We start from the raw sequence: 14,252 nt of genomic DNA on the forward strand, positions 1-14,252 counted from the left end.
CGTCGTGGCGCGCCACCCGGCGTAGAATTGGCACTCGGCATGCCTGAGTGCCAACCGCCGGAAGAGAGGAGGTCGACGATGAGCGACGGACGCCGCCTGCAGGTCCTGCGAGCCATCGTGCAGGACTACGTCGCGACCTCCGAGCCCGTCGGGTCCAAGGCGCTGCTCGATCGCCACCAGCTGGGCGTGAGCGCGGCGACGGTCCGCAACGACATGGCCGCGCTCGAGGAGGAGGGCCTGATCTGCGCCCCGCACACGAGCGCCGGGCGCATCCCCACCGACGCGGGCTACCGGCTCTTCGTCGACCAGCTGTCCGAGGTCAAGCCCCTGTCGGCCCCCGAGCGTGCGGCCATCGCCGAGTTCCTCGCCGGGTCGGTCGACCTGGACGACATCGTGGACCGCACGGTGCGGCTGCTCGCCAGCCTCACCCACCAGGTCGCGGTCATGCAGTACCCCTCGCTCACCCGCTCGTCCGTCCGCCACATCGAGCTCGTGCCCATCGGCGGGCCGCGCCTCATGGTCGTGCTCATCGTCACGACCGGCCGGGTCGAGCAGCGGGTCGTCGACGTGGGCCGCGACCTGGGCGATGCCGACGGCGAGCGCCTGGCCTTCGACCTGCGCGGGCGCCTCAACGCGCTGGCCGCGGGTCGGCCGTTCACCGAGGTTGCGCGGGCGCTCGCCGGGCTGTCCGAGGGTTTTGCCGTGGCTGACCGCGAGGCGGTCGAGGCCGTCACCACGGCCCTGGCCGAGCTCGTCGTCGAGGAGCGCGAGGAGCGGGTCGTGATCGCCGGCACCAGCAACCTCGCGCGCCGCTCGGGCGACTTCCCAACGTCGCTGCGCCCCGTGCTCGAGGCCCTCGAGGAGCACGTCGTGCTGCTCAGCCTCATCGACGCCATGCACGACGACCCCGCCCGCCCCGCCATGGACGCCTCCGACCTCGTCTCGGTGCGCATCGGCAGCGAGCTGTCCCACGCCGGCCTCGTGTCCACCTCGGTGGTCTCGACCGGCTATGGCGCCGGGCCGGACCTCGTGGCCGGGCTGGGGGTGCTCGGCCCGACGCGCATGGACTACCCCACGACGATGGCGGCCGTGCGGGCGGTCGCGGCATACGTCTCCCGGTCGCTCGGTGGCTAGCCACCGCCGGCCGGCGGTCAGCGACTCGACCGGCCCAGCCGACCCGACCGGCCCAGCCGACCCGACCGGCCCAGCCGACCCGACCGGCTCAGCCACCATCGTGACTACCGTGAACCAGGCCAACCACTCTGTCAGGCAAGGACTTTCGTGAACGACTACTACGCAGCCCTCGGGATCGACCGCAGCGCCGGCGCCGAAGAGATCAAGAAGGCCTACCGCAAGCTCGCCCGCAAGCTGCACCCGGACGTCAACCCCGGCCCGGAGGCCGAGGAGGAGTTCAAGCGGGTGTCGCAGGCCTATGACGTCCTCGGGGACCCGGCCAAGAAGCAGGCCTACGACATGGGCGCCGACCCCTATGCCAGCGCCGGGGCGGCGGGCTTCGGGCAGGGCTTCACGTTCAGCGACATCATGGACCAGTTCTTCGGCGCCGGCGCGGGGGCCGCGGGCGGTCGGGGCCCGCGCTCGCGCGTCCGCCGCGGCCAGGACGCCCTGGTGCGCGCCGACGTCGACCTGCGCACCGCGGTCTTCGGCGACACCCACGAGCTCACCCTCGACACGGCCGTGGAGTGCAGCACCTGCCACGGCGACGGGTGCCAGCCCGGCACCTCCCCCCAGACCTGCTCGGCCTGCCAGGGCCGCGGCGAGGTGCAGCAGGTCCAGCGCAGCTTCCTCGGCCAGATCATGACCTCCCGGCCCTGCGGCGTGTGCCAGGGCTACGGCACGGTGATCCCCAACCCCTGCTTCGAGTGCTCGGGGGAGGGCCGCGTGCGCACCCGCCGCTCCGTGTCCATCAAGGTCCCAGCCGGCGTCGACACCGGCACCCGCATCCAGCTGCGCGGCGAGGGCGAGGTCGGCCCCGGCGGCGGGCAGCCCGGCGACGTCTACGTCGAGGTGGTCGTGTCGCCCCACCCGACCTTCCAGCGCAACGGGGACGACCTGCACTGCACGCTCGACGTGCCGATGACGGCGGCGGCCCTCGGCTCGACGATCACCCTGGACACCTTCGACGGCGCCGCCGACGTGCACGTGCGGCGCGGGACGCAGTCCGCCGACACGGTCACCCTCGACGACCTCGGTGTCACCCACCTGCGCGGCGGCGGTCGAGGCGACCTCGTCGTGCACCTCAACGTCACCACGCCGACCCGTCTCGACTCGCGCCAGGAGGAGCTGCTGCGCGAGCTGGCCGAGCTGCGTGGCGAGGAGAACCCCGACGGGCACGCCACCTCGCTCGACAAGGGGCTGCTCGGCAAGCTCCGCGACGCCTTCCGCTGAGTCGATGACGGCGCCGCTGTTCCTCCTGCCGCCCGGCTCGCTGGCCGGCGTCACCCCAGGGGCATCCGTGCTCGTGGACGGGCCCGAGGGCCGGCACGCCGCCGGGTCCTTGCGCCTGCAGCGCGGCGAGGCCGTGCTGCTGTCCGACGGCAGCGGCGCCGAGGTGGCCGGGTCGGTGTCCACGGTCGCATCGGGGGAGATCACGGTGCGCGTCGAGACCGTATGCCGACCCGCCGCCCCCACGCCGCGCTTCGTGCTGGTGCAGGCGCTGGCCAAGGGCGACCGCGACGAGCAGGCGATCGAGTCGGCGACCGAGCTCGGCGTCGACGAGGTCGTCCCGTGGGGCGCCGCGCGGTCCATCGTGCAGTGGCGCGGCGACCGCGCGGCCAAGGCCCACCGCAAGTGGGAGCAGGTCGTGGCCGCCGCCGCCAAGCAGTCCCGCCGGCACCGCACGCCGTCGGTCGCCGAGCACGAGACGAGCCGGCAGCTCGCGGGGCGCCTGGCCTGCGCCTCGCTGGCGCTCGTGCTGCACGAGGACGCGACGACATCGGTCAACGACGTGGAGCTGCCCGGGTCCGGCGAGGTGGTGGTCGTGGTCGGCCCCGAGGGCGGGATCTCCGCCGAGGAGCTGGCGACATTCGAGGAGGCCGGGGCGCGCGCCATACGGCTGGGCCCGCACGTCCTGCGGTCCTCCAGCGCCGGACCGGCGGCCCTGGCCGTGCTCCTCGCCCGCACCCGCTGGTGACCTACCGGGGGTAAGGGCATCGACCGGCCATCGTCCGCCAGGCTGATGATCCGGCCCCCGGTAGGGGCATCGACCGGGCTTCGTTCGCCAGGCTGATGATCCGGCCCCCGGTAGGGGCAATCAGCGGACGGTGAAGGTGCGGGTGGCCCGGCCCAGGTCGCGCTGGCCATCCGCCGGGCTCGGCGCCCAGACCTGCAGCTGATAGCTGCCGGCACCAAGACGGCCGAGGTCGAGCCGCCAGGTGCCGCGCGTCGGGCAACCCACGGAGGCCGTGGTGTGGCCCGACCGCACGGCCTTGCCGGCGCGCGTGAGGGAGTAGGCCACCGTCCCCTCGAAGGCACACGCCTGGCCCGTGGCGACCACGGGCCCGGCCTTGAGCGCGGCCCCCGCCCCCGGCGAGTCGATCCAGACCGCGGCGAGCTCGCCGGTCTGGGCGACGCCGGAGGAGCGGGCATAGGTCTTGCTGGTGGGGAGCGGACCGAGCACGCGACCGTCGGGGGAGCGGAACCGCACGGGGAGGTTCTTGCCGGTCACGGCGGTCACCGTCCAGACGACGGAAGCCGTGCCGATCCGGGCCGTGGCGCCGTCGACGGCGCGGGTCGGACCGTCGAGGGTCACCTCGATCGTGCTCGCGCCCACGTGGACGTCGGTGACGGTGCGCTCGCCCCACACGTTGAGGTAGCCGCGCGACCCGGCCTCGCGCATCGCGACGTTGGCCGCGGTCTCGGCGCGCTGGGCGGTCGAGCCCGGCCGGGGCGTCGGCACGAACTCACGGAAGAGGCGCAGCCGCGGCGTCGGCGCACCGCCGCCCTCGCGGACCTGGGTGCCGTCCAGCCCTAGGAAGTAGACGGGCAGAGCCGCCCCCGACACCGACGCGACGGTGCGTGCGGCGACGTCGGGTCCGGCGGGCGTCGCGGCGCCGGCCGTGGTGGCGTCCACGGGCGCGGGGGACCCGGACTGCTCCGCGGCGGGGCCGGTCGAGCCGGCGGAGCTGGTCGTGCCGGCGGGCGGTGTGGTGGGAGAGGTCGTCGCGCCGGCAGAGCCATCGGTGGTGCCGCTCGTCGCGGCCGCGGGCGCGGTCGCCTGGGAGGTGGTGGTCTGCTGGGCGCACCCGGCGAGAGCGACGGCGGCCGAGGCGGCCACCGCCGCGGCACGCAGGACCTGGCGGGACGTGGCGCTGGTGCTGGTGGTCACGTCGAGCTCCTTCGCTGACGACGACGGTGTGCGTCACAGTGTCTCCCACCCGAGGGCTCGTGGAGGCGCGCCCCGCCGACGAGATCTCGCCGGGCCAGGCTGGAGGCGCCTGGCTAGGCTGCACGCATGACCCCACGTGACCCGGACTGCCTGTTCTGCAAGATCGTCGCCGGGGAGATCCCGGGCGAGGTCGTGCACGAGACCGAGACGACGCTGGCCTTCCGCGACATCCAACCGCAGGCGCCGACGCACGTCCTCGTGGTGCCCAAGGCGCACCACCCCAACGCCGTCGCGACGGCCCAGGCGGACCCCTCGCTGCTGGTCGACGTCGTCCTCGCGGCGGGTCGGGTCGCCGAGCAGGAAGGGCTCGTCGAGCGCGGCTACCGACTGGTGTCCAACACCGGTCAGGATGCGCAGCAGAGCGTCGACCACCTGCACCTGCACGTCGTGGGCGGCCGGGCGATGCAGTGGCCCCCCGGCTGACGGGGGACCGACGACAAGGGGGTATGTCGCACCCGGCACGTAGACTGGCGGGACGATGACACAGACCCCACCACCCGACACCCCGAGCCCTGGCGGCGGCCCCGCCGCGCACCACGCGATCGTCATACCGGCATCCGTCCCCATGATCTCCCTGCTGGGCCCGCACGACGAGGTCCTGCGCACGATGGAGCGCGCGTTCCCCCGGCTCGACATCCACGTCCGAGGCAACGAGTTCCGCCTCGACGGTCCCTCCAGCGACGCCGCGCTCGTGGAGGACCTGGTCGGCGAGCTCCTCGTGGTCGTCGAGTCCGGGGGGACGATCAACCGGGATGCGGTCGAGCGCTCGATCGCCATGCTGCGCAACCGTTCCGCAGAGCGGCCCGCCGACGTGCTGACGACCAACATCATCTCGGCGCGCGGGCGCACGATCCGGCCCAAGACGCTGGGTCAGAAGCGCTACGTCGACGCCATCGACACGCACACCATCGTCTTCGGGATCGGCCCCGCCGGCACCGGCAAGACCTACCTCGCGATGGCCAAGGCCGTGGCCGCGCTGCAGGCCAAGGACATCACCCGGATCATCCTGACTCGGCCGGCCGTCGAGGCGGGGGAGAGGCTCGGCTTCCTGCCCGGCACCCTCACGGACAAGATCGACCCCTACCTGCGGCCGCTCTACGACGCGCTGCACGACATGCTCGACCCGGAGCAGATCCCGAGGCTGATGGCTGCGGGGACCATCGAGGTGGCACCGCTCGCCTACATGCGTGGCCGCACCCTCAACGACGCGTTCATCATCCTCGACGAGGCGCAAAACACCTCGCCCGAGCAGATGAAGATGTTCCTCACCCGTCTCGGGTTCGGGTCCCGCATCGTCGTCACCGGGGACGTGACCCAGGTCGACCTGCCCGGCGGCACCCAGTCCGGTCTGCGCGTGGTGCGCGACATCCTGTCCGACGTGGAGGACATCCACTTCGCCGAGCTCTCGGCCGCCGACGTGGTGCGCCACCGGCTGGTCGGCGAGATCGTCCAGGCCTACGGCGCCTGGGACGAGTCGCAGCGGTCGCAGCAACGGGGCGGCCCCGCCGGCGGCCGGACCACGCACCACCAGAGGGGACTGGCGCCGCGCCGATGAGCATCGACGTCCACAACGAGACCGACCACCGGGTCGACGTGCGCGAGCTCGTCGCGCTGTCGCGCTTCGTCTACTCCGCCATGCGGGTCCACCGCGGCGCCGACCTCGCCATCACGCTCGTGGACGAGGAGGCCATGGAGCGCCTGCACGTGCAGTGGATGGACCTCGAGGGCCCGACCGACGTCATGAGCTTCCCCATGGACGAGCTGCGCCCCGGACGGGAGGGGGCTCGCCTGCAGGAGGGGGTGTTAGGCGACATCGTGCTGTGCCCCTCCGTCGCCAAGAAGCAGGCCGCCGGGGCCGGGCACTCCTTCGAGGAGGAGCTGCTCCTGCTGACCACGCACGGCATCCTGCACCTGCTCGGCTATGACCACGCCGAGCCGGACGAGGAGCGTGAGATGTTCGACCTGCAGCGCACGCTGCTGCTCACCTACCTCGCCGGCCGCGGGCGACCCCAGGGCTGACACCGTGACGATCCAGCTGGTCCTGGGCGCGGCGCTGGCCCTGGTGCTGACCTTCGTCCTGGCGTTGACCGAGGCCGCGGTGCAACGGGTCTCGCGGCACACCAGCGAGGAGATGCTCGACGAGGGTCGACCAGGCTCGCGGGCGCTGGCCACCGTCGTGGCCGACAAGCCCGGCTACATCTCGGCGGCCACCTTCCTGCGGGTCGTGACGGAGGCGACGATGGCCGTGCTCGTCACGGTGGCGGTGACCGAGCGCCTCGACGGCCCCGTCGCTCCCGTGCTGGTCAGCATCGGCGTCATGGCCGTGCTGTCGTTCGTCCTGGCGGGGGTCTCGCCGCGCACGCTCGGGCACCAGCACGCCACCCGCGTGTCCTTGATGATGTCCCCGGCCCTGGTGTGGCTGCGGCGCGTCCTCGGGCCGCTCGTGCGGCTGCTGGTGGCCTTCGGCAACGCCGTGACGCCGGGCAAGGGCTACGCCGAGGGGCCGTTCGCCACGGAGGGCGAGCTGCGGGACCTCGTCGACATGGCGAGCCAGCGCGCCGTCATCGAGGACGACGAGCGCGAGATGATCCACTCCGTCTTCGAGCTCGGGGACACCGTCGCCCGCGAGGTGATGGTCCCGCGCACCGACATGATCACCCTCGAGCATGACAAGACCCTCGGCAAGGCCATGTCGCTGTTCCTCCGGTCGGGCTTCTCCCGCATCCCCGTGGTGGGCGAGGACAGCGACGACGTGCTGGGCCTGCTCTACCTCAAGGACGTCACCCGCCGCGTCAACGACGACGACCACGCCCGGTCCCTGGCCGTCGACGAGCTCATGCGGCCCATGCACTTCGTGCCCGACAGCAAGCCCGTCGACGACCTGCTGCGGGAGATGCAGCAGGACCAGGTGCACCTCGCGATCGTGGTCGACGAGTATGGCGGGACCGCCGGCCTGGTCACCATCGAGGACATCCTCGAGGAGATCGTGGGCGAGATCGCCGACGAGCACGACCGTGAGGCGCTGGGGGTCGAGCCCCTCGAGGACGGCACGGTGCGGATCCCCGCCACGATGCACGTGGACGACTTCGCCGAGGAGTTCGGGGTGGACCTCGAGGAGGAGGACGTGGACACCGTCGGCGGACTCATCGCCAAGGTCTCCGGGCGCGTGCCGATCCCCGGCTCGCGGGTCGAGCTGCTCGGGCTCGAGCTCACCGCGGAGCGTCCGGCCGGCCGCCGGCACCGGATCGCGACCGTCATCGTGCGACGACTGCCGCAGGAACCCTCGCCGGTCGACGTGTGGGAGGCTGAGCGCGACCGGGACCGCATCCTGCGCGCCGACACCGTCGACGCCGCCCGGCACCAGGAGGACCACTCATGAGCACACCGTTCCGCGCAGGTTTCGCCTGCCTCGTGGGTCGCCCCAATGCCGGCAAGTCCACGCTGACCAATGCCCTCGTCGGGCACAAGGTCGCGATCACCAGCAGCAAGCCACAGACGACCCGGCACACGATCCGCGGGGTGGCCAACACCGAGCAGGGGCAGCTGATCCTGGTGGACACCCCAGGTCTGCACAAGCCGCGCACCCTGCTCGGCCAGCGCCTCAACGACCTCGTCCGCGAGACGCTGCTGGAGGTCGACGTGATCGGCTTCTGCCTGCCCGCCGACCAGCGCCCTGGGCCGGGCGACCAGTTCATCGCCGCCGAGCTCGCCGAGCTGCAGCGGTCGCGTCGTCGCCCGGTCGTCGCCCTCGTCACCAAGACCGACAAGGTCGACAAGCAGCGGCTGGCCGAGCACCTGATCGCCGTGGACCAGCTGGGCGAGTGGGACGCGATCGTGCCGTGCTCGGCCACCGAGGGCGACCAGGTCGGCGAGGTCGCCCAGGTGCTCGTGTCCTACCTCCCCGAGTCGCCGCCGCTCTATCCCGAGGGGCATCTCACGGACGAGCCCGAGGCCGTCATGATCGCCGAGCTCGTGCGCGAGGCCGCCCTCGAGGGCGTGCGCGACGAGCTGCCGCACTCGCTCGCCGTGGTCGTGGAGGAGATGGTGCCGCGCGAGGACCGCCCCGAGGACAACCCGCTGCTCGACGTGCGGGTCAATGTCTTTGTCGAGCGCCCCTCGCAGAAGGCCATCGTCATCGGCCGCGGTGGGTCACGGCTGCGCGATGTCGGCACCCGGGCGCGCACCCAGATCGAGGCGCTGCTGGGCCAGCGCATCCATCTCGACCTGCACGTCAAGGTCGCCAAGGACTGGCAGCGCGACCCCAAGCAGCTGCAGCGCCTGGGGTTCTAGCCCGGCCCCGGCGCGGGCGGGCCGCGACCCCTGTGGATGACGGAGCCGGCCGCGTGCCCCGCCTGTGGATGACGCGTCGCCGCGACCGGGCAGGCGCCATACCCTCCTGACGACAGCCGATCAGGAGGCCTGCCGCCCATGAGCATGTATGCCGTGAACGTGCCCGCCGTGCTCGACGGCGGGCACTGCGTGCGCAGCGCGGCCGACGAGCTGGCCCACGCGCGCGTCGCACCGGCCCTGGAGCCGCTCGCCAGCGCGCTGACCGGCAGCGTCAGCGGGGAGGTGGCGTCCCGCCTGGCAGCGCTGCTCGACGGGCGCCTCGCCCTGCTGCACCAGGCGCTCGCTGCGCTAGGCGACGGGCTCGTGGCGGCCGGCGAGGCCTACGACGCGTGCGAGGACACCGCCACGGTCCGGTCCAGCGGTCGCTGTGGCGGTGGGGCGCCGGTCGCTGAGGCGGGACGGCTCGTGCGTCGACGGGGCGCGTATGCCGCGTGGTGCGGCGTGTCGGGCGCGTTTGTGACCCCTCGGTGGCGGGGACCAGCTCGGGTCCTCGCCCCGGCCGGGCCCCTGCGTGATCGTGAGGGTGTGGTCCGAGGACATTGGACGAAACCCCCACGATCATCGGGGGATCGAGCTCAGCGACGGGACGTCCGCGCGCCCGGACCCGCCGGCTCGACGCCGACCTGCTCCCACGCGCGGGCGACGGCGCCGCTCTCCTCCCCGTCGGCGCCGTAGCGGGCGGCGGCCGAGTCCAGGGTGGCCCGCGCGAACCGCGCGAAGTCGCAGTCCTGCGGGATCCGCACGCCGTGCGCCGCCGTCAGCACGTCCCACCACACCTGTCCGGCCCGCTCCCATGCGTGCCCGCCGAGCGCCGCCGCCGCGAGGTAGAACGCCCGGTTGGGGATGCCGGAGTTGATGTGCACGCCTCCGTTGTCGTTGTCGCTGTCGTGCGGCAGGTCGACGTAGTCGGCCATCGACCCCGGCTGGGGGTCCTTGCCGAGGGCGGGGTCGTCGTAGGCCGTGCCCGGCGCCTTCATCGAGCGCAGCGCCACGCCGCGCACCTTGGGCGTGAAGATCCCCGCCCCGATCAGCCAGTCGGCCTGGTCGGCGGTCTGCCCGAGCGCCTGCTGCTTGGTCAGCGAGCCGATGACGTCCGAGATCGACTCGTTGAGGGCGCCGGACTGCCCGACATAGGTCAGGCCCGCCGTGAACTGCGTGATGCCGTGCGCGAGCTCGTGGCCCATGACGTCGATCGAGTCCGTGAACGACGCGAAGTAGACGCCGTCACCGTCACCGAAGACCATCTGCTCGCCGTCCCAGAAGGCGTTGCTGTAGTCCCGGTCGTAGTGCACGGTCGCCACGAGGGTCAGCCCGCGTCCGTCCAGGGAGTCCCGGCCGTAGACGTCGGCGAGCAGGCGGTAGGTCGCCCCCAGACCGTCGTACGCCTCCGTCACCGACTCGTCCGCCGTCGCCGGGTCCGCCTCGGACCGCACGAGCTGCCCCGGCAGGGTCGTCCCGTGGCGGGCGTCGTGGAGACGGCGGTCGGGCTCCAGGGGTGCGGCCCCGCGCGCCGGGTCCGGCCGCGCCGGAGCCGGGGTCGTGTGCCGCGTGCGGGGGTCGCGCAGGCCGATGGCACCGGGCAGGCGCGGCTCGGGGCGCGACGTCCGGACCTGTCGTGAGCCGCGCTGGCGGGTGTCGTGCATGAGGGTGTGCCGCGCGGCCTCGGCGGCGCGCCGCTCCGGGGCGTCCTGGGCGATGTGGCGCAGCAGGTGCGGGGGGACGATGCCGCAGCGGTGCGGCAGGACGGGGGCGGAGGTCTGCGGCGGCGTCATACGGCCACTATGGACCCGACCACCGACAGGCCCCAGGCCTGCGTCGTCCCGGGCCATGTCCCGGCTGTGGGCGCGCGACGCCGTCCCAGGATGCGGGACCGTGCGGCGTGCCAGGTGGACGGGTGGGGGGCATCGCCATACGGTCAGGATCGTGCGTATGCGGAACGGGTCCCACCGCTGGGCCCCCTGGAGCCTCCTCCTTCCCTGCCGCGGCGAGGCCCTCTAGAGACGGCCGCCCTCGCCGCGGAGCTCGCTCTGCTCGGCCGTCGAGCACGACAGCGACCAGCGAACTGTGAGGCACGAGAGCATGATCCACCCCCAGCAGCCCAGCCCGATGCCGGTTGGCAAGTACGTCCCCTTCCACGAGCAGATCCGCGTCGACCTGCCCGACCGCACGTGGCCCGACAAGGTCATGCAGGCCGCCCCGCGCTGGTGCGCCGTGGACCTGCGCGACGGCAACCAGGCCCTGATCGACCCGATGAGTCCGGAGCGCAAGCTGCGGATGTTCCAGCTGCTGGTCGCCATGGGCTACAAGGAGATCGAGGTCGGTTTCCCGAGCGCGAGCCAGACCGACTACGACTTCGTCCGCCAGCTGATCGAGGGCGGCCACATCCCGGACGACGTGACCATCCAGGTCCTCACCCAGTGCCGCGACCACCTGATCGAGCGCACGTATGACGCGCTGCGCGGCGCCCGCCAGGCCATCGTCCACTTCTACAACTCCACCTCCGTGCTGCAGCGCAAGGTCGTCTTCGGCCTGGACCAGGACGGCATCGTCGACATCGCGCTGCAGGGCGCCCGGCTGTGCAAGAAGCTCGAGGAGACCCTGCCCGACACGGACATCTACTACGAGTACTCCCCGGAGTCCTACACCGGCACCGAGCTGGAGTTCGCGGCCCGCGTCTGCAACGAGGTGATCGAGGTCCTCGACCCGACGCCGGACCACAAGATGATCATCAACCTGCCCGCGACCGTCGAGATGGCCACGCCCAACGTCTACGCCGACTCGATCGAGTGGATGAGCCGCCACCTGGACCGTCGCGAGTCCGTCGTCCTGTCGCTGCACCCCCACAACGACCGGGGCAGCGGGGTCGCGGCGGCCGAGCTGGGCTACCTGGCCGGCGCCGACCGCATCGAGGGGTGCTTGTTCGGCAACGGCGAGCGCACCGGCAACGTCTGCCTGGTCACCCTCGGCATGAACATGGTCAGCCAGGGCATCGACCCGCAGATCGACTTCTCCGACATGGCCGGCATCCGATCGGTGGTCGAGCACTGCAACCAGCTGCCCGTCCACGAGCGCCACCCCTACGGCGGCGACCTGGTCTTCACGGCCTTCTCCGGGTCGCACCAGGACGCCATCAAGAAGGGCTTCGACTGGATGGACCGCGAGTCCGCGTCCTCCGGCAAGGGGATCGACGAGCTCGTGTGGGGCGTGCCCTACCTGCCGATCGACCCGCACGACATCGGCCGGTCCTACGAGGCGGTCGTCCGCGTCAACAGCCAGTCCGGCAAGGGCGGCGTGGCCTACATCCTCAAGTCCGAGCGCGGGCTGGACCTGCCCCGTCGCCTTCAGATGGAGTTCAGCGCCGTCGTGCAGGCCCGCACGGACGCGCAGGGCGGCGAGGTGTCGCCGGCGCAGCTGTGGGAGGTCTTCGAGGACGAGTACCTGCCGGCCGAGCGGCGCTGGGGCCGGTTCGCGCTCAAGGGAGTTCGCACCGACGACGAGGGCGAGGGCGGACGCGGCACGTGGTCCTTCCGGATCGACGACCGTGGGGTCGAGCAGGTCCTGACGGGCAGCGGCAACGGTCCGATCGCGGCCTTCGTCGACGCGCTGGGTGCTTATGGAGTCGACGTGCGCGTCCTCGACTACGCCGAGCACGCCATGTCGGCGGGCGGCGACGCCCGGGCGGCGTCATACGTCGAGTGCGCCGTCGGCGAGCGCGTCCTCTGGGGCATCGGCCTGCACGAGAACATCCTGCGCGCCTCGATCGAGGCCGTGGTCTCGGCGGTCAACCGCGCGGAGCGCTGACGACTCACCCCTCCCACCCACCGCCACGATCGTGAGTGTTTAGTCCAAGAATGTTGGACCGAACACTCACGATCTGCGGTTATGACGAGACAGATCTGGCCCACTCGGGCTGTTAAGGGGCCAGATCTGGCCCTGGGTTGATATTCTGCCTGTATGCCGAGCCCGACGCCCCGACCCGTCACCCGCGCTCTGGCGAGCCTTGGGGAGTCGTTGCGCGGCTGGCGGGTGCTGCAGGGACTGACGGTGGCCCAGGTCGCCGACCGCGCAGGCATCTCGGAGCGCACCGTCAAGCGCCTCGAGGCCGGTGAGGGGGCGGCGCTGGAGCACGCCCTGCGGGTGGCCCGGGCGCTGGGGGTGCTCGACGAGCTCGTCGCCTCGGTCGACCCGCTGCGCAGCGACGTGGGACGGCTGCGTGCGGAGGAGCTCCTGCCGCGGCGGGTGCGCCCGTCGCGACCGGGGAGCCGGGCGGGGGAGTCGTGATCACCGTCGAGGTGTGGCTCGACCCCGACGTGCGGGTGGGGACCATGCACGTGCACCAGGGGCGCGGGGCCGAGTCCCTCACCTTCACCTACGACCCGGGCTACCTCGCGCGCGAGGGCGCCTATGCGCTCGAGCCCGGTCTGCCGCTGCGATCCGGTGGGTTCCACAGTGCGGGGAGGTTGTTCGGCGCCTTCGCGGACAGCGCGCCCGACCGGTGGGGGCGGACGCTGGTGCGGCGCACCCTGGCCGAGGCGGCCCGCGAGGCGGGCGAGACGCCCCGTCAGCCGGGGGAGTCCGACTTCCTGCTCGGCGTGCGCGACGACCTGCGTCAGGGCGCGCTCCGCTACCGCCTGCAGACGGACCCGCCGGGCAGCTTCCGGGCCGCGGCGGGGGACGGCGTGCCTGTCCTGACCGAGCTCGGCACCCTGCTGTCGCTCGCGGACAAGGTGCTGGCCGACGAGGCCGATCTCGGCGAGCTGCGGCGGCTCGTCGGAGCCGGGTCGTCCCTGGGCGGGGCCCGGCCCAAGGCCCACGTCCGCCTGCCGGGCGGCGGAGTCGGCATCGCCAAGTTCCCCGCGGACCTGCACGACGACTGGAACGTCATGGCCTGGGAGAAGGTCGCCCTCGACCTGGCCGCGGCGGCCGGGGTCGTCGTGCCGCCGTCACGGCTCGTGGCGGTGGGCGGCCGCGACGTGCTGGTCGTGGAACGCTTCGACCGGCGGGGCGCCGACCGTCTCGGCTACGTCAGCGCCATGACCATGTTCGAGGCCACCGACGGCGACCGCGCGACCTACCTGGACATCGCCGAGGTGGTCGAGCAGGTCTCGCCCCGGGCACGCGAGGACCTGCACCAGCTGTGGCGACGCGTCGTCCTCGGCGCCCTGATCAACAACACGGACGACCACCTGCGCAACCACGGCTTCCTGCGCGAGGGCGATGGGTGGGTGCTCTCGCCGGCGTTCGACCTCAACCCGACGCCCTTCGCCGGCCCCTTCGCCACGGACGTCGCCGACCCGGGCGACGGGGGCTCGATCGAGGCGGCGCTGGACGTCGCGGAGTACTTCCGGCTCGGGGCGGCCGACGCCGCGCGGATCCTCGACGAGGTCCGGGCCGCCGCGAGCGGGTGGGACCGCGCAGCGGCGTCATACGGCATCGGCGAGCGCGAGCGAGCCCGCATGGCAACGGCGTTCACCCGCGCTGCGTCCTGAGACGACCG

General features: G+C 72.7%; 13 protein-coding genes. 11 read left to right on the forward strand and 2 right to left on the reverse strand.

The genetic code is table 11. From position 1 onward, the window contains the following. The first annotated feature begins 78 nt into the window (after positions 1-78). The 3 genes from hrcA to GGG17_RS12260 all read left to right on the forward strand — a co-directional run bounded on the left by hrcA (position 79) and on the right by GGG17_RS12260 (position 3,151). Complete coding sequence (gene hrcA / locus GGG17_RS12250) at positions 79-1,134, forward strand: heat-inducible transcriptional repressor HrcA (protein ID WP_154594007.1); 1,056 nt, start codon at positions 79-81, stop codon at positions 1,132-1,134. A gap of 147 nt (positions 1,135-1,281) precedes the next feature. Next, the gene (dnaJ, locus tag GGG17_RS12255; protein ID WP_311966652.1) at positions 1,282-2,406 is read left to right on the forward strand and encodes a molecular chaperone DnaJ; all 1,125 of its coding nucleotides are present in this window, start codon (positions 1,282-1,284) and stop codon (positions 2,404-2,406) included. A 4-nt stretch (positions 2,407-2,410) separates the two neighbouring features. Next, positions 2,411-3,151 carry a 16S rRNA (uracil(1498)-N(3))-methyltransferase gene (locus GGG17_RS12260; protein WP_154594008.1) on the forward strand — a complete coding sequence of 247 codons (741 nt, stop codon included), beginning with the start codon at positions 2,411-2,413 and terminating at the stop codon, positions 3,149-3,151. 120 nt (positions 3,152-3,271) lie between these two features. Here the strand turns inward: GGG17_RS12260 and GGG17_RS17210 are convergent, their stop codons facing one another. Further along, positions 3,272-4,345, reverse strand: a complete 1,074-nt coding sequence (locus GGG17_RS17210) for a Gmad2 immunoglobulin-like domain-containing protein (RefSeq protein ID WP_154594009.1) — start codon at positions 4,343-4,345, stop codon at positions 3,272-3,274. Positions 4,346-4,471: 126 nt separating this feature from the next. Here GGG17_RS17210 and GGG17_RS12270 point away from each other — a divergent pair, with 126 nt between their 5' ends. From GGG17_RS12270 to era, 5 genes are read left to right on the forward strand one after another with little or no spacing between them, the layout of a single operon-like run. Beyond that, complete coding sequence (locus tag GGG17_RS12270) at positions 4,472-4,828, forward strand: histidine triad nucleotide-binding protein (protein ID WP_154594010.1); 357 nt, start codon at positions 4,472-4,474, stop codon at positions 4,826-4,828. 55 nt (positions 4,829-4,883) lie between these two features. Next, the gene (locus GGG17_RS12275) at positions 4,884-5,960 is read left to right on the forward strand and encodes a PhoH family protein (RefSeq protein WP_154594011.1); all 1,077 of its coding nucleotides are present in this window, start codon (positions 4,884-4,886) and stop codon (positions 5,958-5,960) included. Then, positions 5,957-6,424 carry an rRNA maturation RNase YbeY gene (ybeY, locus tag GGG17_RS12280; protein WP_154594012.1) on the forward strand — a complete coding sequence of 156 codons (468 nt, stop codon included), beginning with the start codon at positions 5,957-5,959 and terminating at the stop codon, positions 6,422-6,424. The genes GGG17_RS12275 and ybeY overlap by 4 nt, the downstream gene beginning before the upstream one ends. 4 nt (positions 6,425-6,428) lie before the next feature. Then, the gene (locus tag GGG17_RS12285; RefSeq protein ID WP_288797779.1) at positions 6,429-7,784 is read left to right on the forward strand and encodes a hemolysin family protein; all 1,356 of its coding nucleotides are present in this window, start codon (positions 6,429-6,431) and stop codon (positions 7,782-7,784) included. After that, positions 7,781-8,695: a GTPase Era gene (gene era / locus GGG17_RS12290; protein ID WP_154594014.1), complete on the forward strand. Its 915-nt coding sequence runs from the start codon at positions 7,781-7,783 to the stop codon at positions 8,693-8,695. The genes GGG17_RS12285 and era overlap by 4 nt, the downstream gene beginning before the upstream one ends. A gap of 635 nt (positions 8,696-9,330) precedes the next feature. Here era and GGG17_RS12295 read toward each other — a convergent pair. Further along, complete coding sequence (locus GGG17_RS12295; protein ID WP_154594015.1) at positions 9,331-10,527, reverse strand: M4 family metallopeptidase; 1,197 nt, start codon at positions 10,525-10,527, stop codon at positions 9,331-9,333. A gap of 307 nt (positions 10,528-10,834) precedes the next feature. On the opposite strand from GGG17_RS12295, the gene leuA reads away from it, so the two are divergent. The 3 genes from leuA to GGG17_RS17215 all read left to right on the forward strand — a co-directional run bounded on the left by leuA (position 10,835) and on the right by GGG17_RS17215 (position 14,244). Next, the gene (gene leuA, locus GGG17_RS12300; protein WP_154594016.1) at positions 10,835-12,556 is read left to right on the forward strand and encodes a 2-isopropylmalate synthase; all 1,722 of its coding nucleotides are present in this window, start codon (positions 10,835-10,837) and stop codon (positions 12,554-12,556) included. 153 nt (positions 12,557-12,709) lie between these two features. Continuing rightward, the gene (locus GGG17_RS12305) at positions 12,710-13,036 is read left to right on the forward strand and encodes a helix-turn-helix transcriptional regulator (protein WP_154594017.1); all 327 of its coding nucleotides are present in this window, start codon (positions 12,710-12,712) and stop codon (positions 13,034-13,036) included. Beyond that, entirely contained in the window at positions 13,033-14,244 is a 1,212-nt protein-coding gene (locus GGG17_RS17215; RefSeq protein ID WP_311966653.1) for a type II toxin-antitoxin system HipA family toxin, read from the forward strand. Before GGG17_RS12305 ends, GGG17_RS17215 begins: the two co-directional genes overlap by 4 nt. The last annotated feature ends 8 nt before the right edge of the window (positions 14,245-14,252 follow it).

Origin of the sequence: Arsenicicoccus cauae (assembly GCF_009707125.1) — a bacterium.
GTDB lineage: Bacteria > Actinomycetota > Actinomycetes > Actinomycetales > Dermatophilaceae > Arsenicicoccus > Arsenicicoccus cauae.

Excerpts from the sequence above, each read along its gene's own strand:
- ybeY (WP_154594012.1), top strand. The coding sequence starts at position 5,957 with ATGAGCATCGACGTCCACAACGAGACCGACCACCGGGTCGACGTGCGC.
- GGG17_RS12270 (WP_154594010.1), top strand. The coding sequence starts at position 4,472 with ATGACCCCACGTGACCCGGACTGCCTGTTCTGCAAGATCGTCGCCGGG.
- GGG17_RS12295 (WP_154594015.1), bottom strand. The coding sequence starts at position 10,527 with ATGACGCCGCCGCAGACCTCCGCCCCCGTCCTGCCGCACCGCTGCGGC.
- GGG17_RS12260 (WP_154594008.1), top strand. The coding sequence starts at position 2,411 with ATGACGGCGCCGCTGTTCCTCCTGCCGCCCGGCTCGCTGGCCGGCGTC.
- GGG17_RS12275 (WP_154594011.1), top strand. The coding sequence starts at position 4,884 with ATGACACAGACCCCACCACCCGACACCCCGAGCCCTGGCGGCGGCCCC.
- leuA (WP_154594016.1), top strand. The coding sequence starts at position 10,835 with ATGATCCACCCCCAGCAGCCCAGCCCGATGCCGGTTGGCAAGTACGTC.
- era (WP_154594014.1), top strand. The coding sequence starts at position 7,781 with ATGAGCACACCGTTCCGCGCAGGTTTCGCCTGCCTCGTGGGTCGCCCC.
- GGG17_RS12305 (WP_154594017.1), top strand. The coding sequence starts at position 12,710 with ATGCCGAGCCCGACGCCCCGACCCGTCACCCGCGCTCTGGCGAGCCTT.
- hrcA (WP_154594007.1), top strand. The coding sequence starts at position 79 with ATGAGCGACGGACGCCGCCTGCAGGTCCTGCGAGCCATCGTGCAGGAC.